This window comes from Pleurocapsa sp. PCC 7327, assembly GCF_000317025.1.
In the GTDB taxonomy this organism is placed as follows: Bacteria; Cyanobacteriota; Cyanobacteriia; order Cyanobacteriales; family Microcystaceae; genus Hydrococcus.
The window spans coordinates 1,250,531-1,272,462 of sequence record NC_019689.1; the positions used below are offsets into that span (position 1 = coordinate 1,250,531).

Here is a 21,932-nt window from a genome sequence, read left to right on the forward strand (position 1 = left end):
TGAAATTTATACGAAAAATTTGTTCGATGAGAGCAATTCTTTTAGTCAGTGTCTCTCATTGTGCCATAGGACTCATCGGGTCATTCGATTTTGGATCAAAGGATTCTGGATCAAAGGATTGACCCTACGAATAAATCCGCTTGCTCTGTGACATCCAGGAATTATTGTTCAAAAGTGCAAGGTACTTCGTCAAAATTGAGATTCAAAATTTTTGAACCGCTCTCTGCCTTATGTTCGGTTAGACTCAGATCCGATCTCGCACCTTTGGCATCAACGCCTAGAACTAAAGTTCTAGGCTCAAAGCTCAACTCGATTAAAATCGACTCAAATTCCTATCGGGTCTTCTTTAGAGGACTTTTTCGCTCGACCAGGAAATTAATGACAACAGCAGTTGTTGAGAATGGTGCAAGATCTCAGGCGTTAGAAGAACTTTCTCGCTCTAATTCGCGCTGGCGCAATGTCAACAAAGCTTTTGCTCTTTGCTTGAAAGTTTTTACTTCCTGGTCATTGGGTTGCACCTTTTGCCATGCTTCTCGCTGCATTAAACGTTGACACCAATCTTTAATATTGGGGGAATTACTCAGATCGATTCCTAGTTTCGTTAATGGCTAAAAACTCTGGTTGGAATTTGTCGCCGTTTAAGTTGACTAGTACCGATTCAAAGGGAATGTTTTTTTCTAGTAGCACTATCCAGACGCGACGAGCGATCGGGGAAATAGGATTGTAGTAAAATTTCAGCATCAATAATTTTTCCTTGTTAGTTGATGGTTAATAGTTAGTCGTTAGTCATTAAGAGAAAATATCCATATTTTTAATAACGACTAACTACTTACGGAATTAAAATTAATTTGCCAATATGTTCGCCCTTTTCCATTGCTTGATTAGCGTGACGAACGTCGCAGAGTGAAAATTTGGCAGCAATAGGTAACTTATATGTCCCATTGACAAGACATTCTAAAACATGTTGATAGGCGATTTGCTCTCGTTCGCTGCCAGAAAGTTCGTTAATTAACCAACCGCGAATCGCCGCAGCTTTACGAATTAAAGGACTAACGTCTACGACATCCGGTTTGCCTAACAACCCATAAATCCAAATTGTGCCTCCATTGGCTATCAGGCGGATTTCTTGGTTGAGGAATTCTCCGGCAGCAACGGGATCGAAAATGACATCGGGTCCTTTCCCGGCAGTTAAGTGCTTGACTTCTCGCCACCATTGGGAATTGCGCGTTACGATTAAATGGTCGAACCGGACTTCGGGCATAGCTTGTAGTTTCTCGACTTTATCCGGACTGGTGGTCGTCCCGATCGCAATGCCACCATAGTGCTTGACTACCTGAGAAGCTGCGATCGCAACGCTACTACTGGCTGCTGGAATGAGAACGCTTTGTCCGGGTTGTAGTTGCTGCCTCCAAATTAAGCAACCCCAAGCGGTTAGATAGGGATACCAAATAGCGCCCAGGATCTCATCAGAAATTTCGTCAGGAGCAGGGATAGTTTTATCGGCAGCAATGAGGTAATGAGATTGATAAGTGCCTTTGCCGATGCCTTTAGACGCAGGCGCATCTAAAGTCAGGATAACGCGCTGACCGACATGGCGATCCGTAACGAGATCGCCAATGGCTTCGATGTAACCGCCTCCTTCTATTCCTGGCGTAAAGGGTGGCGCGCCAGAAATCAAGCGATATTCGCCTCGCCGTGCCATCAAATCGGCGTGATTCATACCAATGCTGGTCAGTCGCACGATAACTTGGTTGCTATCAGGAGTGAGCTCGGGTTCTTCGACGATTGAAAGTTGGTCGCTACCGCCAAAGGCATTGACTACGACTTTGTACATAAAAAGCCTTCAATAACAGAGATGTTACACCGATTAAAATAAACCTCTTGCATAAGTAGATTTAGTCTCAACTAGAGCTTGGGAATGAATTTCCCAAGCTAACAGCCCTAGTTTACTTAAGTAGACTTACACTATAAGTCAAGAAATTCATTTCTTGGCGGATCGGGAATTTTTGCAGGAGGTCTAATGGATTTGCTGTAGGCGGCGCCTAGTAAGAAGTACTCTGGTTCGGATGGGAAAGGCAATTTCAACTTCAAGAGGACTTTTCCGTGTCTGAAGTTCTTGCATATTCTATTTTTCCTAGTTATTTTTTCAGACCGAACATTTGGTTTTGCGTGAAAAAAATTTGTCGGGATTGAACGTAGAGGGTTAAAGGAGGTTTTCGACGTAATTGGCTCATGTGTAAAATATGTGCAGGAGAAGTAATGTCAGCATGCTATGGAATTTCCCCTGAACGATTTGCTCAATCGAGACAAATGCAGGCAGTGGATTTTGGAGCATTTTCATCCGGATGGCTTGAGCTGTCCCAACTGTAAAGCTGGGGTGGAACAAGCCCGAAGATTTAGAACCACGCATCGCTCTCAGTTGAGAGTTTATCGCTGTCGTGTGTGCGACCACACTTACAACCTCTACAGTGGCACGTTACTAGCGCAACATCACCTGAGACCTGAACGGGTTGTGTTGTTGTTGCGAGGCATCCTCAAGGGAGAGTCCACTAAAAGCTTGGCAGGAGAATTACAGTTAAATTACAAAACGGTGTTAACCTTACCTCATCAACTGCAAGCTCGTGCCGAGCAGTTACAATCGCAGGAACCCGTACCTGACACTCGAACTGAAACCGATGAGATGTTTCAGAAGGCGGGGAAAAAGGAGAGCAGCATCTTGACCCGTTTGACCCACCTCGACGACGAGCGAACAAACGACGAGGTAAAGGCACCTAGGATCATGACCGACCACCAGTGGTTGGAACGGTTGGACGAAACAGTGGGCAAGTCCGATTGCGAGTAGTGAGGAACACTACAGGTGAAATACTGGTTAATCATGTGCATCAATTCACAGTAATTGAGAGTCAGCTCTTCACTGACGAATCAGCCAGTTATAATCACGTCATTCGTCCTCATGCTACTGTTTGTCATAGTCAGCATGAATGGGCAAGGGATGATGAGGGAGATGGGCTTCGAGAAGTTCATGTCAACACAGTTGAAGGGATGTGGACAGATATGAGGAATTTCTTGAGCTCCTTTAAGGGTGTTCACCAAGAGCGCCTGAGTGGTTATGTTGCTATTTTTGAGTTCAAGGGAAACCTCAAACGCATCTGCCCTGCCTTCATTGCCTCACTGGTTACTCCGCACACTTCTTACTTATGAGCCAATTTATTCTGTGATTTGAGGGATCGCGAGAAAGCCTCAACTGTGCGCTTATCTAAGCTACAAATTTAATTTACTGAAACGCCTACCCTTTCTCGATTATGAGGTTCGAGGAGGTTGGTTATTTCTGGACCAATGGGAATGATGCCGCCGGGATTGAGCGGAAATAGGTTCCCATAGTACTCGCGCTTGACTGCCTCTAGGTTGCAGGTATCGGCTACGCCAGGAAGCTGATACAAGTCGCACAGGTAGCCTCCCAGATTGGTGTAGTCCCGAATTCTTTTGCGGTTGCACTTAAACAATCCATAGTAAACAATATCGAAGCGGAACAGGGTAGTAAAAAGACGCACGTCTGCTAGGGTAACGCGATCGCCGCACAAATATCGACTCCCTGCTAGTACTGCATCAATCTCGTCCAAGACCGCAAATAGCTCGTTACAGGCTTTTTCGTATGCCTCCTGGGTTTGGGCAAAGCCACAGCGGTATACGCCATTGTTTACTGCGCTGTAAATCTTCTCGTTCCACCAGTCGATCTTTTCCTTAAGTTCTTCTGGGTAAAGGTCTAAAGCGGGATTGGTTGCCCACTTGTTAAACTGAGAGTTGAGCATGACGATAATTTCTGCACTCTCGTTATTGACGATGGTTTTCGTTTGTCGATCGAAAAGCACCGGAACGGTACAACGTCCTTCGTAACCTGGCTGGGCTTTTTGGTAAAATTCGGCTAGGGTGCGGCAGCCTTCCTCTGGCTTCTCAAACGCCCAACCGCCCTCTTCTGGCGCAGGGGATACGATAGTGACGGGGATGGCGGCTTCAAGTCCCTTGATAGTTCTGACAATAAGGGTTCGGTGCGCCCAAGGGCAGCCCCATCCTACATAGAGGCAGTAGCGTCCTGCTGCTGGTTGATAAGGGTTTTCTGGTTCCGTACCGACAGAGTTTCTAAAGGCACTGGCAGGGCGAACGTATTCTCCCGACTGGCTGCGCGGAGCGAGATTTGACATCATTAAATGCCACAGACTCGTCCAGACAAACCTTCCAAGTTTGATAATAGCTTTTGGCGGCAGCGACTTTCTCTTTTTGCTACTTTTCATCGCGGAACTTTTTGCTTGACTGGGCTACCTTAATGGTACTTTTTGAGGAAGAGTGCGATCGCAAAACGGATGAGACAATTTTCTTCTAGCCTACCGAATAAATGTATCCTCCGTCGGGCAAGCTCTAGAGATATGTGGAGGATTCGCAAATTGGTGCTGCTAGCTCGATTAGATCCAACTCAGTTGCGCCAATCGCAGTTTTGGGTCATTGAATGCGAGAGAAAGATCGTTGCCTGCGGACAATTACGTTCCTTTGAGGGAGCGCAGGAACTGGGAAGCGTAGTCGTTGCCCCAGCTTGGCGCGATCGCAGTTTGGGAACTTATCTAGTGGGACATCTCATTCAATCTGCGACCCAACCTCTTTATTTAGAATGTCTTGGTGCTAGGCTAGCATCGTTTTACGGTTGTTTGGGGTTTATCCCCGTTTCCTGGCAAGCACTGCCGCCGCCTCTGAAGCGGAAATTTGGTCTTTCTAATTTAGCGGCTAGGATCTTTCAACTGCCCTTAACCCTAATGCAGTGTGTCATTGGGATAAAGAACAAAGGACGAGTGACCAATGAATGACCAATGACGCTCCCATCCCCCGCGCTAAGAAAAGGAGATGAGCTTAAGTTATTTTATAGATTTTTTGATTCGGCGCGATCGCTACTGTCCAAGAGACTTTTGACTTTGTTAATCAGTTCAGCGGTAGAAAACCCTTTAGTTAGATAGTCAGTTGCTCCAACGCGGCGGGCTTCTTGGCTCCACTCTTCTGCCAGTCGGGAGGATACAACTATGATAGGAATAGTTATACCGATGCGTCGCGCGCGGTCGATAAGCGTAAAGCCATCCATGTTGGGCATTTCGATGTCTGTGATTAGCATAGCCGGAGCGGGATGGGTTTGCAGCCAGTTCCAAGCTTCTTGTCCGTCCGCACAAGTGCTGACCGCGTAACCGTAAGCTGTCAAGCTCGCTTCGAGTCGTCGCCGCATCAGAGCGGCATCATCGACAACGAGAATCGATCGCGTCAGTTGGGCAACTTCTTGGCGAGTGGGTTGGGTGGGAACTGTTGTTGTCTTAGTCGCAAGTGTCCGTTCGGGTAACGGCTTAGCTATTCGCTCTGGATCCTCTAGCAAGACTTCTGCTAGGGTTGCTGCGTCTATGACGGGGATCGGGGAGCCATCGGGTTGCAAGCTCGCTCCCAGCAGCGCAATTGGAGCGACGAGCGGCGAAGGCAGAGGCGTAATGAGTAACTCGGTCTGCCCCAACAAATCATCGGCTAAGATCCATATTCCCCGGTACTGCTGGGCGGGATGCACGTACAGACAAACTGCCGTATCTGGTAAAGACCGTTCGGCAGCTTGAGGCTGCCAGTATTCGAGCAAATCGAGTCCCAATAGGGTTTCATCTTCTTGTTGAATCTTCCAGGAGCAGATCGCATTTGGATCGCTGGTTTTGGTTGCCTGTAGATTGCCTAAGATGGTCGTTTTAATAATGTCTTGGCTGGGAATAGCAAAGGTGCGATCGCCTGCTTGTAGCAGCACGCAGGATACCAAGAGTTGCGGCACCGGGAACTGGATTTCAAAGATCGTACCGATACTGGGTTGGGTCATCAGACTCAAGCGTCCTCCCAAACTGGCAACCTGACTGGCAACTACATCCATCCCCACGCCCCGCCCGGAGACCTCGCTCACGTCGGTTTTGGAACTGAAACCGGGCTGACAGATGACTGCCAGCAACTCAGCGGGCGTTTGGGTGCTGGTTAACGGCAATCCTTTTGCCCGGGCAGATTGCCGAATTGCCTCAGCCTCGATTCCCCGACCGTCATCTCCTACGTCTAGCAGATAGGCGTTGCCTCTTCGTTTGAGCGAAATGGTAATAGTTCCCTGTTCTGGCTTGCCGCGATTGGCTCGCTCTTCGGGGCTTTCCAGTCCGTGGTCGTAAGCGTTGCGGATTAAATGCAATAAGACTGGCTCTAATTTTGAGCTGGTTCCGGCATCGAGTTCGACCTTTTCTCCTTCGACGACCAGTCGGGCTGGTTTGCCAAAACGAACGATTAGATCCCTCACAATAGCTCTGGAGCGGAAGGCAAGGTTTTTAAAGGGGACAAGCCTACTTTGCTCGACAGTTTGCCGCAGGCGCAGAATGTTTCGATCCAGGCTTTCCAAACTGCCCGCCGCGAGCAGGGCAGTCTTTTCCGCCTCTGCTCCCAGTTCTGACAAACGCAAACTCGTTTCGAGGAGGCGGTTAATAGTGGTGTAACCTTGGCGATAGCGCTCTAGGATCGGAGCTTCGGCAGAATTACTACTCCTTTTAAGGCTATCGAGCAAAGCATAATCGTCTTGCAGTTGTCGCAGACGGGTGATGTATTGAGCGCTTTCTTTTGCCAGCGCCAAGAGCTGGGTTAGCTGAGTCTGTAGATTTTGATAGAATCCTTGAGAAGCGCGGGCGGTCAATAGGGTTTCTACCAAGCTTTGAGAGGTGTGCTCTAAGCGACTTAAGGGAACCGGAATCTGAATCTCATTGGTCTGGTTTTCGGTACGAGCGATCGCATCGGGTGCCGCGCTTTCTGTAGTAGATTGGGGGGCATCCAACCGCGCGGATGGCGGCGCAACTAATTCCAGCCAGTCGTCCGAGGTTTCAGGAGAAGATGCATTCTCGATATCTGAGGCTGGTTTCGGTGCTTCTTCGCTCAGCGCTTCCCAATCTAATTGAGCCAAGGCATCGGCGGCTTGACTCAACTCGTCTATATCCCAATCGACTAACTCGTCGGCGGCAAGCTTCGGTTCGCGCCATTCTGAATCGAGGTTCTCCACTAGAGGTTCGAGCGAGCAATCTTCACAGTCGAATTGAGAGGGATCGATCGCCGAGCGCTCTGAAGAATCTGAGTCATCCGTCTCAGACAAAGCAGGCTCGACGAATTTACCGCCTTGGCGAGCAGATTCTTTCAAGGCGTTCAAGTAGTTCGTCCACTGAGTACGCCATGCCTTGACGCTGGGACGACTCAAGAGAGATTGGCAGCGATCGAGCAATTCCGTCCAACCGCTAGCAAATTCGAGATCGTTACCGATCTCTGCTAATTGGTCCAGGGTTTGCCGAGCCACTGCCACGGTCTCATCACCGACCGTTCCTTGCTGGGGCAGCCGCTCTAATGCCATTTCCAAATCCAGTACGACCAGATCGAATCCCTGTTCGGCAAATTCTTGGTGGAGTAGGCGCTGCTCGTTCCACTCTGGCAAATAAAGTTGCTTGACTTCCTCTCGCAGGGTTTGAATTCGCTGTATGGCAGGCTGTACGGCTTTTAAGGCTTCCTCTCCAGCCATTCGAACCTGCAAGCTACCCGCCAAAAGTTCCCCGGCTTCTAGCAGCATCTGCCCCAAGCATCCATCCTCCAGAGGTGGGGCGGGATTTAGGTGACGCAGGTCAGAAAGCAGGTCTTCTAGGACGGTAGCAACCTGCAAGATGGCATCCGCACCGACAGTCACCGAGCTGCCTTTGATGGTATGGATAACTCGATATAGCTCTTGAATATCCCTCGTCCAAGAGAGCGGATCGAGACATTGTACCAGATTCAAATAATCTTGAAGATACTTCTGGCTATCGACCTCGAACATGGCACGCAGTTCTTGCTGCAATTGAAGTTCGGCGAGATCGACCTCGTTGGGTTCTGGGGATGAAAATTTGCCTGATACCATCGCGATCCTTCTCTATTAGACAGATTGAACGGAGAGAATGGAAAGAGGCGGGCGATCGCATCTCGGAGACGGGCTGAAAGCAAGAAGAATGAATTGGATCGATAGACTTCTTTCAGGCATGGGGTAAGGGGGAATAGGTAAGAGGGAATTTGATTTTTGCAAGAGGTCTGATTTCGTCAAATAGTCAAAGGAGGTGATAGGAGGTAAGAACATATACATTCAAGGAGCGGTTATCGAGCCTAGAAATGTTGCCGCTAACGTCTCTACTTAAGATTTTCTCCTCGAGGAGGTTACTTTCTTATTTTCATTATTCATCGGATCGGGTTGCGTACCATTACTCGGACTGCCGCTATCATTAGCCGAACGCAGGATTTTGGCAGCCGAGCCAGTTTGCATTTGCTCTGGCGCAATGCGGAAAAACCGCACCAGTTCATCCAGATTGCCGGCGAGTTGTCCCATTGCTTCTGACTGCTCGCGAGTGATGCTAGCTTGCCGTTCTGTATCGGACGCGAGTGCGGCAATCTCCCGGATCGATTTTAAGGTGTCCCGCGCCGCATCGGCGATCGCCTGACTCGATTGGGTCACTTGTTGCCCCACTCGCGCTACCTGCACCGTCGCGGTTCTAATCTCATCAAACGCCTGACGGGATTGTTCGACTCCCGTTGCGAAGTCCTTGACGATGCGCTCGATCTCTTCTGCATCCTGGTTAAGCCCGGACACAACCGTCTGAATTTGTTCGGTTCGCTGTTGCAGTATGATTAAACTTTGGCTGGTTTGCACGGCTAGATCGTTTACCTGAGCGGCAACTGCTTCAAACTCTCTGGCGATGCTAGCAAATTGATCCGGGTCTTGCTGTTCGGTTGCTCGCGTCGAGAGCAGCGCGGCGTTGAGTGCCAACACCCGCGTCATCGAAGCGATGCGTTTCTGATCTTTAGCAAATTGTACGGCAAGTTGTACGAAGTCGCTCAGGGTTTGCATCCGCCGGACAATCTGAACCGTTCCTCGGTCGAGGGTATCGATCTCGGCAGTCAACTGGGTCATTTGCCCCTGACCTCGAACCAGAGCCTCCTGCGCCTGCTGTATCGACTTATTAGCAGTTTGGGTTTGTTTGGCGTTATCGCGGGTCAGATTGCGAATATTTTGGAGCAGCGCTTGCATGGCTTCCACTGAGCGGGTTTGTAATCGTACCTGACTTACTGTCTGTACGGCAAACTGCTCTAGGGTTTCGGCGCTTTGAGTAACCTGCTGCGCCGTAGACGATACCACTGCCATGATGCGGGCGAGTTGTTCGACTAGGCGATTAAAGGTATCGGCTACCAGTCCCGTGACGCGATCGCTTACTGGTGCTTGCACGGTCAAATCGCCCTCTTCTACTGCCGCTACCACCTCTAGCAGTTGTCCGACATCCTCTTGCAATACCTGGCTTTCAGCTTCGAGCGCCTGTCGCTGCCGTTCCTGTATTTGTACTCTCAAGCTGGCTTCTTGACGAATCTGTGCTTGGTTAGCTTCAAGCTGTGCGAGCAGGTTAAAGAAAGACGCAGACAGTCGTCCGATCTCGTCCTGCCCTTGCAGCTTGGCTTGGGTTTGAGCGTCTGCTGCCAGTTTGTTGCACTCATCCAAAATCGGCTGCAAGCGACGGTTCAAATTCCGAACGAATAGCAAGACCACAATTCCCAACAAGGTCGTCACAATTAATGCCGCACCGATGCTGGTTAAAATTGCGGGAGTGACGATCGCTCCTTGGGGAAAGGCCGCCAGCATCACCCAGCCCGTACTGGGAATCTTTTGATACGCCCAATATTTGCCTTCGATCGCGAGCAGTCCAGAGGTCTGGCTAGCCAATCCCTGTCGGACTGACGACCAAACTGGCTTTAGTTCTGGCACCGTCTCGGCACTCGGTCCTGGTTGCAAGTTTTTGGGAGGAATGGGCGGCGCTGGGGGATAGGCAACGATTCGTCCCTGCGCCGACAAAATTGTAAAGTATCCCGCATTTCGTGTCACTTTTGTGTTGGCAATTTGCTGGGTTACATCGACGAAATCGACATCTGCATTGACAACTCCGATAATTTTCTGCTGTCGATCGAAGATGGGGGCAGCATAAGTGGCAATCAGAGCGCCATAACTGCCATAGGGTTCAAACCAAGAAGCTTTGCCGCTCGCGACCGGAGTGGCGTAATAATCTTGGTTGGGGTAGTTGTCATCGGCAAACAGCTCGGAGTAGATGACATCCCCATCGGGAGCTGGGAGGCGCTTTCCTTTTTGTCCTGCTACTTTTTTGTCAAAATAATAGAAGGGGAAAAACCACTGACGATCCGGGACGATCGCTCTGGGAGTTTGACCCAAACCAATCCCCGTCAGCAGTTTCGATCCCTGTCGCAGGGCAGAGAAGGCGAGTTGCTCGTAAGCCGAGGGGGTTTTTATCCCCTGGCGATGGAGAACGTTCGCGGCTCCGCTCAAGCTGCGAACTTGCTGCTCTACAGGAGCCAGTTGAGCTTCTACCGATTTAACTTGAGTGCTCAGGCTATTCTGAATCTCGGCTTGTGCGCCTCGAACGAGGGTTTGGTAAAACGAGTAAGACAAGGCGGCTAAGCCGATGGCAGCACTTCCCAACACGTAAAGAAACAACCGCGTCCCAATTGAATTCGAGCAGAATTGCCAAGAACTCAAAAGTTGAGTCAAGTTCTCGGCGATTTGCCTGGGTAGATTGGATGGCGTTGTGGTCATGGATGCTCCTTTAGCTTTTTAGCGACGCTATTCTATCCGGTTTTCTGCTCCCAGGACTGCGTTAGGTAGGAGTCTTTGGGGTAATATCAAGGGCATTTTCTCGCTCCTCGGACAAGTCCACTCGTTCGGTTGCCTCGGCGGGCAGTCGGAGAAATTGAATTCTTTGTAGCAATTGTTCAGAACTTTGTTGCATGCGCTCTGATTGGATTAGGGTAGTTTGGGTGAGTTGGGCGGTTCGATCTGCCAGTCGAGCGATATTGCCCATTGCCGTTGCTGTCGAGCGAGCGGTTTGTACGATCTGCTGATTCGACCGACCGACGGTTGCTCCAATTTGAATGGCCTTTTCGGTGGCAGACTGGATGCTCTCAAACGCTTCGGCGGACTTTTCGACTCCTAGGGTCAAGCCGTCTACTAATCCATCGATTCCTTGCAAATCCCGCTCGATGGACGACACCGCCTTTTTGATGCGATCGGTGCGTTTTTCGAGGGAGCTGAGGTTTTTGTCGGTTTGTTGGGCTAAGTCTTTGATCTGGTTGGCAATGGTTTCAAATTCTTTCGCCAGCACCATCATTTGTCGGGGATCTTGCTGTGCCGTTGCCCTTGCCGCCAGTAGCGTTGCTCCCATTGCCAGCGACTGGATCAGTTCTGCCAACTGGCTTTGCTCTTGCACGAATCCATCGGTCAGGGTCACGAACTCATCCAAGTCTTTGGTTCGCCGCACGACCCGTTCGGCTCCTGCTTGTAGCGTCCGAATGCCTTGAGTAAGGGTATCGATGGCTAACTGCCCTTGCTCGACGGTAGTTCGTACTTTTCCCAAGGATTGGTTTGCCAGCGCGATTTGGTTGGCTGAATGGCGAGCAGAATTTTGCACCCATTTGGTGAGGTTCAAGACCTTAGTGACGCCTTCAGCTTGTTGCTGGGCGTTGAGGGCGACAGTTCTGGAAGATTCGTCGAGCTGTTGGGAGGTTTGCGTTACTCGTTGAGCCGTTCCGGATACCTGGGCTAAGATCTGACCCAGTTGTTCGAGCAATCGATTAAAGGTATCGGCAACCAATCCCGTCGCGCGATCGCTGACATTGGCACGAGCGGTCAGATCTCCCTCTTCTACTGAAGATACGATATCGAGCAAGTGACCCACTTCTTCCTGGGTCGTCTGATTTTCCAGCGCTAGAGATACTAGGTTGGCGATCGAGCCGACAAAGGTTTGCTCCTCTGGGAGCCACTGTCGAGGCGAGCCAACCTGTTCGCAACAAACGATTCCCACTGTCTGAGCGGTAATTTGAATGGGCACGTCTAACCTTGACTGAATGCCCAGAGGAGTGAGGTAGGAATCCGAAAACTCTTCCAGGGCGGGATGGGTATTGACGTCATTGGCAACGATAAAGGCATCTCGTTCGAGGGACTGAAAATATCTTGGAAAATCAACTATCTTTAGTTTCATCCCGTCTGAATGCTGCTGGGGGGTAAGCTCGTAGAGGTCTAAACAGACAAGTTTACTGCGATCGCTATTGTAGAGCCAGATACTCGCCAGTTCTACTCCCAGGGTTTCGGCAGTGGCTTTCGTGAATGCAGTAGCAGCTATTTTGACATCTCCTAACAATATCCCTTGATTTCTCGCTAGTTCGGCTAACACGCGATTTTGTAGACTCAAGCGATCGGTATTTTGGCGCAATGTCCCCAGTAAATTCTGAATTTGACTTGCCATACGGTTGATATTATCTCCCAAAACGGCTAACTCATCATTGCCTCGCACTGGAACTCGAATACCCAGGTTCCCTTCACCGATTTTCTCGACGGCTGAAGTTGCCTGCAAGACGGGGAGAGTCACTCGATTGGCGATGAAAGCTCCTAAAACCGCCGTTACCAAAGCCGTCAAAACCGTACCGATGCCGATGGCTTGTAGCAAATTTCGCTGAGGGGCAAAAGCAATGGTGCTATCGGTTGCAGTCACTACGCTCCAACTCAAACCACTCACATTGAGAACGGGGCTATAGGCGTACAATTGCTCGCCCCAGGAGTTGCCATCAATCCAAGCTTGATTGCGCCGTTGAGCGTTAACTGGTGCAAACAATGCCGTCTTCTCGGCGATTTTACTGCCGATCGCGCTATTGGCTTGCTTGTTTTGTGGGTTAAGGGTTTGAAAGATTCGCCCGGAGCTGTCGATCAAGCGATAGGTCGTATGCTCGGATAAACCCGACGTTCTCAAAATGGCATTGCCGACAAATTCTACGGGGATTTTGGCAACGATCGCGGCGCTGACGCGATCGCCATCGTTTTTGATAGGAGCGCCAAGATAAATCGCCCACCGTTGAGAATCCCCCACTTTCGTAGCAATTGGCTCGCTGATGACCGGAATTCCTTTCTTAATTACCTGCTGAAAGTAGGGAAAGTTTTTCTGATTCGGTTCCCTGGCAGAACCTAGCGAGCGGGCGATCGGATTGCCTTGAAGGTCGTATAGAGAAATATTAGAATAGACGGGATAGTCTTGAGTAAAATGACTCAGCTCTTTCTCTAGCTTCTGTCGAGCTGCCGTCCGCGCCCGCTCGCTGGGAGCGCTTGAAAAGTTTGTCCCCCCGGTCAGTTCGGCAACCCTGACAGCCGTTTTGAGGTTGGCGATGCGGTCTTCCAAGAAACGGCTGAGGCGGTCGGATAGCTGGGTAGATTCGGTAATTTTCTCTTCGGCAATTTTTTGAACGATCGAGCGATCGGCGACCCAGTAAGCAATAGCGCCGACTACTAACACGGGCAATCCCCCAAAAACTGTTGCCAGAGCCGTAGCTTTGAGGCGGATCCCCAACCGTCCCTTAGCACGACGAGCGATCGAAGCCTTCAACGCCGAGTGAGAAATTCTCCCGGCAGCTGGAGTGCGATCGCGTCCGGAACGCCTATCTTTAGCAGATTGAGCTGTCATGGTCGGTCAAACTCCTCAGACTACTGTTCGTCACTAAGGTTAGGGTTCCTCAAAATCGCCTCGATCTTTCAATTGGCTTGAGCAAAGACAAAATCGTCATAGCTAAGCTCGTTGATGCGATTCCAGGAAAAAATGGTTTTGCGGAAACCCTTCCAGCTGGTATAGACTGCTTTAAACATTGCGTCCTTACTCGCGTTTTCTTCGTATAGCTCAAAGGCTGCCTCTTTAGCAGCTTTGAGAATTTCCGCTTCAAAGGCAACTAGCTCGGTTCCGCTTGCCAGCAGGCGCTGTAGGGCTTGGCGATTGAGAGCCTCGCACTGGGATTGGGACAAAACCTGGGTTTCAAAAGCCGCTACGCCGAGAGCCTCTTGGTAGTCCTTGGGCAATTTCTTCCAGGCATTCAAATTGACGAGCAAATCATGGTTAGTGCCCGGTTCGTGCCAGCCCGGATAGTGATAAAACTTGGCAAATTTATTCAGACCGAGCTTTTCATCTTCATAAGGACCGACAAATTCTGCCGCCTCGATGTCGCCCTGCTCGAATGCTGCCGGAATTTCCACGTGGGGAAGGTTGATGGCATTGATACCGATGTGCTTGGCAACTTTGCCCCCAATTCCCGGTATCCGCATCTTCAACCCTTTGAGATCGGCAAGCGAGCCGATCTTCTGCTTAAACCAACCTCCCATCTGCGGACCGGTCGTTCCTGCCGGAAAATAGATAACATTATAGTCAGCGTAAGCTTTTCTCAACAGCTCCAGAGCACCTCCCCCATAGATCCATGCCATCAGTTGAGAGGGGTTAAATCCGAAGGGAATGCTGGTTGCGAAAGACAAGGCAGGACTTTTAGCAACGTAGTAAATTCCTTCTGTATGTCCGCACTCAACTTTTCCCTCGCCAACGGCATCGAGAATTTGTTGGGCGGGAGCAATGCCTCCAGCTGGGAAAGGCTTAATTTTGAAATTGCCGTTGGTCAATCGCTCGACGCGATCGCAAATCCGGGTCGCTGCCTGATAGTACGTTTCAACTTTGTCCGACCAACTGGTTGCCATCCGCCACTCAATCTGGGTTCGCTCGGCTTGCCCAATTTCCGTATTGACCAGGAGTTGTTGGTTTCTGCGACAAGCAGCGAGAGTAGCGCTACTGGCTGTTGCGATCGCTAAATGGTTGACTAGCCGCCTACGCTTCATAACACTTTACTCCTCACCGACTAGAACAGATCGAACGGTTGGAGACAAAGAAGATCCCCGCTCGACCGAAGTCGAGTTGGCATCGACGGTACTTTCGCCAGTCCCAGACAGATCGACCGACTCCGGTTCCAAGGGAGGTTGCGGCAACAGTTCGCTCGGAAGGCGGAAAAATTCTACCCGTTGCAAGAGTCGAGTTGAGAGGTCGCCCATTGTCTCTGATTGATGGCGGGTATTCTGAGTGAGCCGAACCGTGCGCTGGGCGAGTTCGGCGATGTCTCGCATGGCAGCGGCAGTAGAGCGAACGGTATTGATGATATCCTGACTCGATTGGGTAACGGCTTCGCCGGCTTGTAAGACATTGGCAGTTACCATTTGTACGTTGTTAAATGCCTCAGTTGACCGTTCTACCCCCTCAGTGAACCCTCCGACCAGTCCGCCCAGGTTTTGCACTCCGGCATCCACCGCTGCCACGACGTTTTGGACTTGGGTCGTTCGTTGCTCTAGCACTGATAAGCCTTCGTTAGTTTGCTGGGCGAGCTTGCTCACTTGATCGGCGATTGCTTCAAATTCTTTGGCGGCTATAGCGAACTGTCTGGGGTTTTGCTGCTCGCAAGCGCGGGCGGCTACCAGGGAGGCGTTGAGTGCCAGCACTTGCGTTTGCATGGCAATTTGGTTTTGATCGCGTACCAATTGCTCGGTCAGTCCGACGAACTCTCCGAGGGTCTTCATTTGCTGGACGATGCGGTCGGTTCCTTGGCGCAGCATCTCTGTTGCTCTCGTTAGGTCTGCCATCGCGGCTTGACCGTCGAGTACCGTGCTATCGAGCGCCAGCAATGACTGGTTAGAGACCTGTAGTTGTTGTGCGGCGCTCTCGGCAGAGCGTTCTACTCGCTCGGACAAACTCAACGCCTGCTCCACTTCCTGCGCCTGTCGGTCGGCGTTAGTTACTACTACCTCGGCAATCTGCTCTAGGTTGTCTGCGCCCGCAGACACTTGGCGGGCAGCTTCGAGCACCTGCGCCAGAACTTTTGCGATTTCTTCGATTAAGCGGTTGAAGGTATCGGCTACCAGCCCCGTGACGCGATCGCTTACTGGTGCTTGCACGGTAAAATCTCCTTCTTCTACAGCCGCTATTACCTCCAGTAACTGCCCAACTTCTGCTTGCAGCGCTTCCCCTTCTCGCTCCACCTCAACCGCTCGCTTCAGTTCTTCTTGCGCCTGCACCGCTCGCGCCACTTCTTGACGAATTTGCTCTTCTTTGGTGGCTAGTTGGTCGATCAGATTAAAAAAAGACACGGATACCCGCCCCACCTCATCTTCGTTTGCCAGGCGGGCGAGCGTTTGCGCATCGGTTGCAGCCAATTTGTTACATTTGTCGAGAATTGGTTTCAGGCGGCGATTGAGATATTGCACTGCTACGACGACGATCCCGGCTAGCAACAGACCTGCCGCGACAGCTCCTCCCACGGTAATCAGCAGTACCGGACGCAGCACTACCTCAGATGGGACTGATGCCAAAGCCACCCAGTTGGTTGACGGAATTCGTTGGTATACCCAATAAGTTCCGCGCTCTTTTATCAATCCAGATTGACCGTTTTGCAGTCGAGACCAGACTGACTCCAGTCCGGGAATTGATTTAACCGTTTCAGCCTTAAGTCCTTTCTGAGGGTCGGGAGGATAGGCGACAATTTGACCGCTATCGGTCAGCAGCGCAAAATAACCCGCCTCCCGAATGACCTTATCTTGGAGAGATTTCTCAAAGGTTCTGGCATCAAAATCAACGCTAACTCCTCCCAGCCATTGCTTTTGGTCGTCGTAAATCGGGATATAAAAAGTCGTGTAAAAGAACCCATAGTATTCATAGGGATCTGCCCAAAGCGTTTTCTGAGGAACCATGTAATCCTTCCAATAATCCGACTCCGGGTAGAAATCTCCAGGCGTATTCTCGTCAACGTAGCGAATCTTGTTGTCAGGAGCTGGCAGGAGTTTTCCGGGAAAATCTGGGACTCCCGGATCTAAGAGGTAGTAGGGACCAAACCATGGTTTTTTAGGCAGAACGCCATACTCTCGTTGCATAAATCCTAGACCCGTGACGTAGTCCGGGCGATTTTTGAACAGTTCCAGGGTCAATTTAATGTAGGTTTCGGGAGTTTCTACCCCCTGAGCGTGGAGCGTAGCAACAGTGGTTCGTAACGATTTTGCCAACGCTTCAGCTTGCTGGACTTGACCGTCGATTAAGTTAACTTTGCTGCTCAACGTTTGACGAATTTCTGCCTCAACCTCTTTTCTGAGGGAGTTGTAGAAGAGGTAAGCCATACTTCCTAGTCCGACTAAAGCCCCTCCCATTACCAAAAGAAATAATCGAGTTCCCACGGATTTCAAGCGAGGCAGCTTTCTATTGGCTTGCATCATCTTAAGCTGAGACTGGGGTTGGCTTGTCGTCATAACCAATTCCTAAAACGTTGACAGACTTCAAGAGCGGCTCGTGCTGGCAGCCCAGCGCTGGGGCAGAAACAGTTCGTCGCTCAACAGTTGCGTTTTAAACAGTTTCAGGGTTGCCTCCCTTTCTGTGGCAGGGAAATATAGATCCGCGTCAAAGATTTCTGCTGGCAACTGCTCGCTTGTTTGACTGCTCAAGAGGCGATCGACAACCAGCCCAACTCCGGCAAACTTCTGTGCTTGTTCGCCCAGGCGAACGACGGTCAATCGTTCTTTCGTCAGAGGGCTGGAAATCCCGAACAAAGCATCGGTGGCTACAAGCGGCACGAGCTGTCCGGCGTGGTGAATGCAACCCAAAACGACCGAAGGATAGAAAGGCATCGGTAAAATCTGGGAGCGATCGATTAACAAGGTTTCCGCAACTAAGTTAGCGGTAAACACCAGCGTTAGCCGATCGAGTTGTGCCAAGATGAAACGACTGCCGCTCGGAGGGGTTGCGATCGCTGCGCCCTCAGCTTTTTCTGTCATGTGGGAACCTCCTCTAAAACTGCGCTCACGCTTTCGCGGGTTACGGGCTTGGTTAGGTAGGCATCTGCTCCTGCCCGCTTGATGCCATAGTTAACTTCAATGGGGGTTTTTTTGCTAGAGCAAAAGATCACGTGTTGTTTGGCAGTGGTCGGATTGGAGCGCAGTTCTCGTAAGAATTTGTAGCCATCCTGCTCTGGCATCACGATATCGAGAAACACGGTGGCGTATTTTTCCTGGGCGATTTTATCCAAAATACCTGCTGTATCGGCACTTTCATCGACTTGATGTCCCAACTCTTGCAGGAGAGACACCAACAAGCGTCTATCCACTGCACTATCATCTACTACTAATAACCGCATTTGAAATTTTCCCTGGCTACAATCGTTTTAAAATCAACAGATTATTGAGGCAGGGGGACTGCTTCTTGCAGCAAGCCGCGCAGTTCTACCTGAAAGCTAAAAATTTCCTCAGACGCTCTCGGCTTTGCCAAAAATTTACAGTTTCCCCACTTGGCTCGCCATTGATTGGAGAGGGAATTCTCCCCTGTTAATAATACCAAGGGGAGCACGGCAAGCTGAGGTTGCCGCCGCACTTCCTTAATTAAGTCAAATCCTGACATTCCTGGCATATTGATGTCGAGAAAGACAATCGAGGGATTGGATTCTAGCATCTTTTGAACGACGGTAGCGGTATCGCCCCAGGCATTGACGCGATAGCCCCATCTCGTGACTAAGGATTTAAACTTTTGCAGAAAGAGGGGGGAGTCATCGACGATAAATACTTCCGGTGCGGCAAATTTGGCGGCGATATCTGGGGAAAGCTGCAAGGTTACATAGCCCTTCTCAATCAGCTTGGCAAACATTTTGGCGGTTTCGAGTGGGTCTTTTGCCATGACTTGGGCGATCGCGCTTAAAGGTTTGCCCAGACCGACTAATTTCCGCACGAGCTGTTTTTGCTCTGCGCCCAAGCTAGAATTTTCTAAGGCTTCCGAGTTCAGAATCGGCGTACCCAACATCGAAGGGACATAGCGTCGCAGACTTTTCCATTCTTCTTGGCGCATTTGCGCTTGGAAAATTAAATCTTCTAATTTAAAGCCGCTCACGGGAGCCTGATAAACTAAGGCATTATTGTCGCTATAGCGACCGCTTCCCGCCGAGTCAAAAAGGTAGGTGTCAAAGTCGGATAGGATTTGCAGATGGATGGCACTGACGACGTTCTGCTGCTCTAGCGCAGGAAGCCTTTGCTCGGCTTTCAACAACACTTTACTGAGCATTGCCAATTCCTGCGGCGATGACTCTTGCGCGATCGCCTGAAGCGTTTGCTTGACGCTGGCGGTACGCAAACTGGGCAGGTAGCGTTGCAGCGTCTGGCACAGCGATCGCCAAGATAGGGGTTGAGACCCAGAAAAAATTACCCGTCCTTGAGACATTGCCAAATACCACGGTGCTTTTGGGTCGCTTGCTCCGGGAGCGCTCGTAAATTTAAACTGCCAGTACCCAGTCCTGACTTCTTCGCAGGCTGAAGCGAGTAAGTTTGGCAACTCACGGGACTCAAACGCGATGTTGGAGGATGTTAACCCGCTCATAATTGATGCAATTGCCGTTTATTTAGGAGTATACCTATTTATTTGGAAAAAACGATCGAAGCAGCCGTAAAATATAAGTTAGATTTTTGGTAAGCTTTAGATGTTTTTTAGATAGCAAACATTCAGCTAACTGATGCGGGGTCGTCCCTTCTAAAACTACCAGTCAATCCGATTAGGCGATTTCAAGTTTTTTATATTTTGTCAGCGAAGTGCGTGGCGATGTTAGTTTTAGCGCCCGATGGTAGACATTACTCGTATAAATTCCAAAGGTAACCCATCAGTATCGGCGATGAAGGCGACTTCATAAACGCGATCGCCGATGATTCGCTGCATGGGTTCGAGCAAAACTTTTAAGGCTTGAAATTGTTCGGGATTTTGCCTGGCAGCGTCGGCAAACCTCGCTTCTAAATCCCTCAGCCAAGTGGGTAAATCTGGGGTTTTATCCGTCAAATCGAAAGACAGGTGATAGTAGCCGACATAATGTTCGTCGCTAAAGGCATCGGGAGCGGGTTTGGGTTCGGGAATCTGAATCAATTCGATCCTGCCGCCCAACCCTTCCATCCAACAAGCGAGAGTGTAACCTGTCGTGAAGCGTTCGGTTACGGTAAAGCCTAACTTTTCGTAAAACGCGATCGCCCGATGAATATTAGCCGTGCGAATAGAAGCATGATGCATGAATTCAGCGATCGGTTAGTGGTTGACGAATTGGGTTAGTAGTTAGTCGATAGTATAACTATTAACCACTAACTACTAACTGATAGAAATCTTAATTATTCAAACAAGCGAAAGTAAGGATAGCGTTTGGGGATTCCTGGTTCTTTTTCCAAATCGAAATTAATCACGTCCCAACAGGGATCTTCTTTTGATTCGGGACTAAATTCAACCGGAAGCCCATATAATCGGGGAGTCTGGGAATCGGAATTTCCGCGCCAAGGCGTATTGCGTTCTAGATAAGCGCTAACCAACTCGCGATAGCGACTGGCGATAATGACCTTAGTTGCCCGATAGCCCTGAGTATAGAGGCGATCGAGTGCCTCGTGAATTTCAAAGCGAATGCCGTCGGGATGAGTGTGCTGTCGATACCATTCTCCATTCCAGCGCCGCCAGTGCCGTCCCGACTGTAGGTGAACCAGTTCGCCGGTTTGTGGGTTTGCCTCAAAAGCACCATGGCGCGGACACAAATAGGTATCCGTCAGCGTCAAAGCTGGAATCATTTGACGGCAGTGCGGGCAGGAAATTTCTGGGCCAAATATAGGATATTGTAAACCTGGACTTATCATTGAGGATATATTGTGCATCTCTGGTATCCGCCAGCAGTCGTGGATATATTATATCTGCTCATCTGTGTAGGGCTTTTATTTTAAATTGTAGATTTTAGATTTGGACAAAAGACTGATGCAGGAGAATTTATCGGCTCTAGGCGCTTATTGGTCGCCCCCAGATTTATCTGCTGCTGCTTTTATTGCCCCCAATGCCGTGGTGATGGGGGATGTATCCGTAGCAACTGGTGCGAGCATCTGGTACAGTGCCGTCGTCAGAGCAGATGTAGAACGAATCGAAATTGGCGCTCATACCAATGTTCAGGATGGGGCGGTTTTACATGGCGACCCCGGTCAGCCTACTATTTTAGAAGATTACGTGACCGTCGGTCATCGCGCCGTCATTCATTCGGCGCATATCGAACGAGGATGTTTGATTGGCATTGGCGCTGTCATCCTCAACGGCGTGCGAGTTGGTGCGGGGAGTATTGTTGGCGCGGGTTCGATCGTGACGAAAAGCGTGCCGCCGCGATCGCTAGTTGTCGGACTTCCTGCCAAAATAGCGCGAGATGTCTCGGATGCGGAAGCCGAAGATTTGCTCGAACACGCGCGGCACTACGAGAAACTCGCTCTAGTCCATGCGGGAAAAGGAACCGATCTAGGATTCACAAGTCCCCACTGATTAGGATATAAATATAAACATGAAAATCTTTTAAATTACCTTAAGTATTCAAAGAGGAAAGATAAGATATGGACTGGCGAGTTTTAGTCGTGCTACTTCCCGTTCTCGTGGCAGCCGGATGGGCAGGATTTAATATTTTGAGTGCCGCACTAAGGCAAGCTCAACAGTTTCTGAGCAAGGAAAGCTAATAATACAAGCTTTCGAAATTCCTTGTCTTACCGACTGTTTTTCGCCTGGGAAAGCAGTCGGTTTATTTTTTTAACTTTTGTACGAGCAAGGCACTGCCTTGCCTCTACGACTGACTTGTAACTGTACTGATTATGATTGTTACGACAGCACCGACCATCGAAGGAAAAAAGATCGTCCGTTACTATGGATTAGTCTGTGGCGAGGCAATTTTGGGGACTAATATTTTTAGAGATTTTTTTGCTAGTATCCGCGATATTGTCGGCGGGCGATCGGGAGCTTACGAGCGATCGCTGCGAGAAGCAAGAGAAACTGCCATTAACGAGATGATTCAAGAAGCGAGAGAGATGGGAGCCAATGCCATTATTGGAGTTGACTTGGATTACGAATCTATTGGGATTGGGGATGGCGGTAACATGCTGATGGTATCGGCTAGCGGAACGGCAGTAAGATACGAAGATTAAATTG

At 49.9% G+C, this 21,932-nt stretch carries 19 protein-coding genes and 1 pseudogene; 7 read left to right on the forward strand and 13 right to left on the reverse strand.

The window, feature by feature from the left end:
- Positions 1-378 precede the first annotated feature (378 nt).
- Positions 379-552, forward strand: a complete 174-nt coding sequence (locus PLE7327_RS24740) for a hypothetical protein (RefSeq protein ID WP_186005368.1) — start codon at positions 379-381, stop codon at positions 550-552.
- Between the two features lie 48 nt (positions 553-600).
- On the opposite strand, the pseudogene PLE7327_RS23160 reads toward PLE7327_RS24740, so the two are convergent.
- A pseudogene (locus PLE7327_RS23160) lies at positions 601-741 on the reverse strand (glutathione S-transferase family protein); the annotation flags it as partial.
- An 88-nt stretch (positions 742-829) separates the two neighbouring features.
- Entirely contained in the window at positions 830-1,834 is a 1,005-nt protein-coding gene (locus PLE7327_RS05605) for a zinc-binding dehydrogenase (RefSeq protein WP_015142891.1), read from the reverse strand.
- Between the two features lie 438 nt (positions 1,835-2,272).
- Between PLE7327_RS05605 and PLE7327_RS05610 the strand changes: the two genes are divergently transcribed.
- Positions 2,273-2,842, forward strand: coding sequence for a hypothetical protein (locus tag PLE7327_RS05610; protein WP_051036387.1), 570 nt, complete (start codon positions 2,273-2,275; stop codon positions 2,840-2,842).
- Positions 2,794-3,201: a transposase gene (locus PLE7327_RS26380; protein WP_071880594.1), complete on the forward strand. Its 408-nt coding sequence runs from the start codon at positions 2,794-2,796 to the stop codon at positions 3,199-3,201. The genes PLE7327_RS05610 and PLE7327_RS26380 overlap by 49 nt, the downstream gene beginning before the upstream one ends.
- Before the next feature lie 68 nt (positions 3,202-3,269).
- Here PLE7327_RS26380 and PLE7327_RS05620 read toward each other — a convergent pair whose 3' ends face one another.
- A complete protein-coding gene (locus PLE7327_RS05620) occupies positions 3,270-4,289 on the reverse strand; it encodes a glutathione S-transferase family protein (RefSeq protein ID WP_015142892.1) in 1,020 nt (339 codons plus the stop codon).
- A 69-nt stretch (positions 4,290-4,358) separates the two neighbouring features.
- Here PLE7327_RS05620 and PLE7327_RS05625 point away from each other — a divergent pair, with 69 nt between their 5' ends.
- Entirely contained in the window at positions 4,359-4,853 is a 495-nt protein-coding gene (locus PLE7327_RS05625) for a GNAT family N-acetyltransferase (protein WP_015142893.1), read from the forward strand.
- 53 nt (positions 4,854-4,906) lie between these two features.
- Here PLE7327_RS05625 and PLE7327_RS05630 read toward each other — a convergent pair whose 3' ends face one another.
- The 10 genes from PLE7327_RS05630 to PLE7327_RS05680 all read right to left on the reverse strand — a co-directional run bounded on the left by PLE7327_RS05630 (position 4,907) and on the right by PLE7327_RS05680 (position 20,617).
- A complete protein-coding gene (locus tag PLE7327_RS05630; protein ID WP_015142894.1) occupies positions 4,907-7,963 on the reverse strand; it encodes a response regulator in 3,057 nt (1,018 codons plus the stop codon).
- A gap of 267 nt (positions 7,964-8,230) precedes the next feature.
- Entirely contained in the window at positions 8,231-10,687 is a 2,457-nt protein-coding gene (locus tag PLE7327_RS22560) for a methyl-accepting chemotaxis protein (protein ID WP_015142895.1), read from the reverse strand.
- A gap of 61 nt (positions 10,688-10,748) precedes the next feature.
- Positions 10,749-13,598 (reverse strand): cache domain-containing protein, encoded by a 2,850-nt coding sequence (locus PLE7327_RS22565; RefSeq protein WP_015142896.1) that lies wholly within the window; start codon positions 13,596-13,598, stop codon positions 10,749-10,751.
- A gap of 68 nt (positions 13,599-13,666) precedes the next feature.
- The gene (locus PLE7327_RS05650; RefSeq protein ID WP_015142897.1) at positions 13,667-14,785 is read right to left on the reverse strand and encodes a TRAP transporter substrate-binding protein; all 1,119 of its coding nucleotides are present in this window, start codon (positions 14,783-14,785) and stop codon (positions 13,667-13,669) included.
- 6 nt (positions 14,786-14,791) lie between these two features.
- On the reverse strand, positions 14,792-17,230 hold the full coding sequence (locus PLE7327_RS22570; RefSeq protein ID WP_015142898.1) for a methyl-accepting chemotaxis protein: 2,439 nt from the start codon (positions 17,228-17,230) through the stop codon (positions 14,792-14,794).
- Between the two features lie 27 nt (positions 17,231-17,257).
- Entirely contained in the window at positions 17,258-17,752 is a 495-nt protein-coding gene (locus PLE7327_RS05660) for a chemotaxis protein CheW (RefSeq protein ID WP_015142899.1), read from the reverse strand.
- The gene (locus PLE7327_RS05665) at positions 17,749-18,111 is read right to left on the reverse strand and encodes a response regulator (protein WP_015142900.1); all 363 of its coding nucleotides are present in this window, start codon (positions 18,109-18,111) and stop codon (positions 17,749-17,751) included. The genes PLE7327_RS05660 and PLE7327_RS05665 overlap by 4 nt, the downstream gene beginning before the upstream one ends.
- Before the next feature lie 41 nt (positions 18,112-18,152).
- A complete protein-coding gene (locus tag PLE7327_RS05670) occupies positions 18,153-19,337 on the reverse strand; it encodes a response regulator (RefSeq protein ID WP_015142901.1) in 1,185 nt (394 codons plus the stop codon).
- A 228-nt stretch (positions 19,338-19,565) separates the two neighbouring features.
- Positions 19,566-20,012: a VOC family protein gene (locus tag PLE7327_RS05675; RefSeq protein WP_015142902.1), complete on the reverse strand. Its 447-nt coding sequence runs from the start codon at positions 20,010-20,012 to the stop codon at positions 19,566-19,568.
- 95 nt (positions 20,013-20,107) lie between these two features.
- Entirely contained in the window at positions 20,108-20,617 is a 510-nt protein-coding gene (locus PLE7327_RS05680; RefSeq protein WP_041391879.1) for a TIGR02652 family protein, read from the reverse strand.
- A gap of 115 nt (positions 20,618-20,732) precedes the next feature.
- Between PLE7327_RS05680 and PLE7327_RS05685 the strand changes: the two genes are divergently transcribed.
- The 3 genes from PLE7327_RS05685 (at position 20,733) to PLE7327_RS05695 (ending at position 21,928) form a co-directional block, all read left to right on the forward strand.
- On the forward strand, positions 20,733-21,278 hold the full coding sequence (locus tag PLE7327_RS05685; RefSeq protein WP_015142904.1) for a gamma carbonic anhydrase family protein: 546 nt from the start codon (positions 20,733-20,735) through the stop codon (positions 21,276-21,278).
- Positions 21,279-21,346: 68 nt separating this feature from the next.
- Entirely contained in the window at positions 21,347-21,466 is a 120-nt protein-coding gene (locus PLE7327_RS05690; RefSeq protein WP_015142905.1) for a photosystem II protein Y, read from the forward strand.
- Between the two features lie 132 nt (positions 21,467-21,598).
- Positions 21,599-21,928, forward strand: coding sequence for a heavy metal-binding domain-containing protein (locus tag PLE7327_RS05695; protein ID WP_015142906.1), 330 nt, complete (start codon positions 21,599-21,601; stop codon positions 21,926-21,928).
- Positions 21,929-21,932 lie beyond the last annotated feature (4 nt).

Coding starts and splice junctions, on each gene's coding strand:
- PLE7327_RS24740 (WP_186005368.1), top strand. CDS start 379: ATGACAACAGCAGTTGTTGAGAATGGTGCAAGATCTCAGGCGTTAGAA.
- PLE7327_RS05605 (WP_015142891.1), bottom strand. CDS start 1,834: ATGTACAAAGTCGTAGTCAATGCCTTTGGCGGTAGCGACCAACTTTCA.
- PLE7327_RS05610 (WP_051036387.1), top strand. CDS start 2,273: ATGGAATTTCCCCTGAACGATTTGCTCAATCGAGACAAATGCAGGCAG.
- PLE7327_RS05620 (WP_015142892.1), bottom strand. CDS start 4,289: ATGAAAAGTAGCAAAAAGAGAAAGTCGCTGCCGCCAAAAGCTATTATC.
- PLE7327_RS05625 (WP_015142893.1), top strand. CDS start 4,359: ATGAGACAATTTTCTTCTAGCCTACCGAATAAATGTATCCTCCGTCGG.
- PLE7327_RS05630 (WP_015142894.1), bottom strand. CDS start 7,963: ATGGTATCAGGCAAATTTTCATCCCCAGAACCCAACGAGGTCGATCTC.
- PLE7327_RS22560 (WP_015142895.1), bottom strand. CDS start 10,687: ATGACCACAACGCCATCCAATCTACCCAGGCAAATCGCCGAGAACTTG.
- PLE7327_RS22565 (WP_015142896.1), bottom strand. CDS start 13,598: ATGACAGCTCAATCTGCTAAAGATAGGCGTTCCGGACGCGATCGCACT.
- PLE7327_RS05650 (WP_015142897.1), bottom strand. CDS start 14,785: ATGAAGCGTAGGCGGCTAGTCAACCATTTAGCGATCGCAACAGCCAGT.
- PLE7327_RS22570 (WP_015142898.1), bottom strand. CDS start 17,230: ATGACGACAAGCCAACCCCAGTCTCAGCTTAAGATGATGCAAGCCAAT.
- PLE7327_RS05660 (WP_015142899.1), bottom strand. CDS start 17,752: ATGACAGAAAAAGCTGAGGGCGCAGCGATCGCAACCCCTCCGAGCGGC.
- PLE7327_RS05665 (WP_015142900.1), bottom strand. CDS start 18,111: ATGCGGTTATTAGTAGTAGATGATAGTGCAGTGGATAGACGCTTGTTG.
- PLE7327_RS05670 (WP_015142901.1), bottom strand. CDS start 19,337: ATGAGCGGGTTAACATCCTCCAACATCGCGTTTGAGTCCCGTGAGTTG.
- PLE7327_RS05675 (WP_015142902.1), bottom strand. CDS start 20,012: ATGCATCATGCTTCTATTCGCACGGCTAATATTCATCGGGCGATCGCG.
- PLE7327_RS05680 (WP_041391879.1), bottom strand. CDS start 20,617: ATGATAAGTCCAGGTTTACAATATCCTATATTTGGCCCAGAAATTTCC.
- PLE7327_RS05685 (WP_015142904.1), top strand. CDS start 20,733: ATGCAGGAGAATTTATCGGCTCTAGGCGCTTATTGGTCGCCCCCAGAT.
- PLE7327_RS05690 (WP_015142905.1), top strand. CDS start 21,347: ATGGACTGGCGAGTTTTAGTCGTGCTACTTCCCGTTCTCGTGGCAGCC.
- PLE7327_RS05695 (WP_015142906.1), top strand. CDS start 21,599: ATGATTGTTACGACAGCACCGACCATCGAAGGAAAAAAGATCGTCCGT.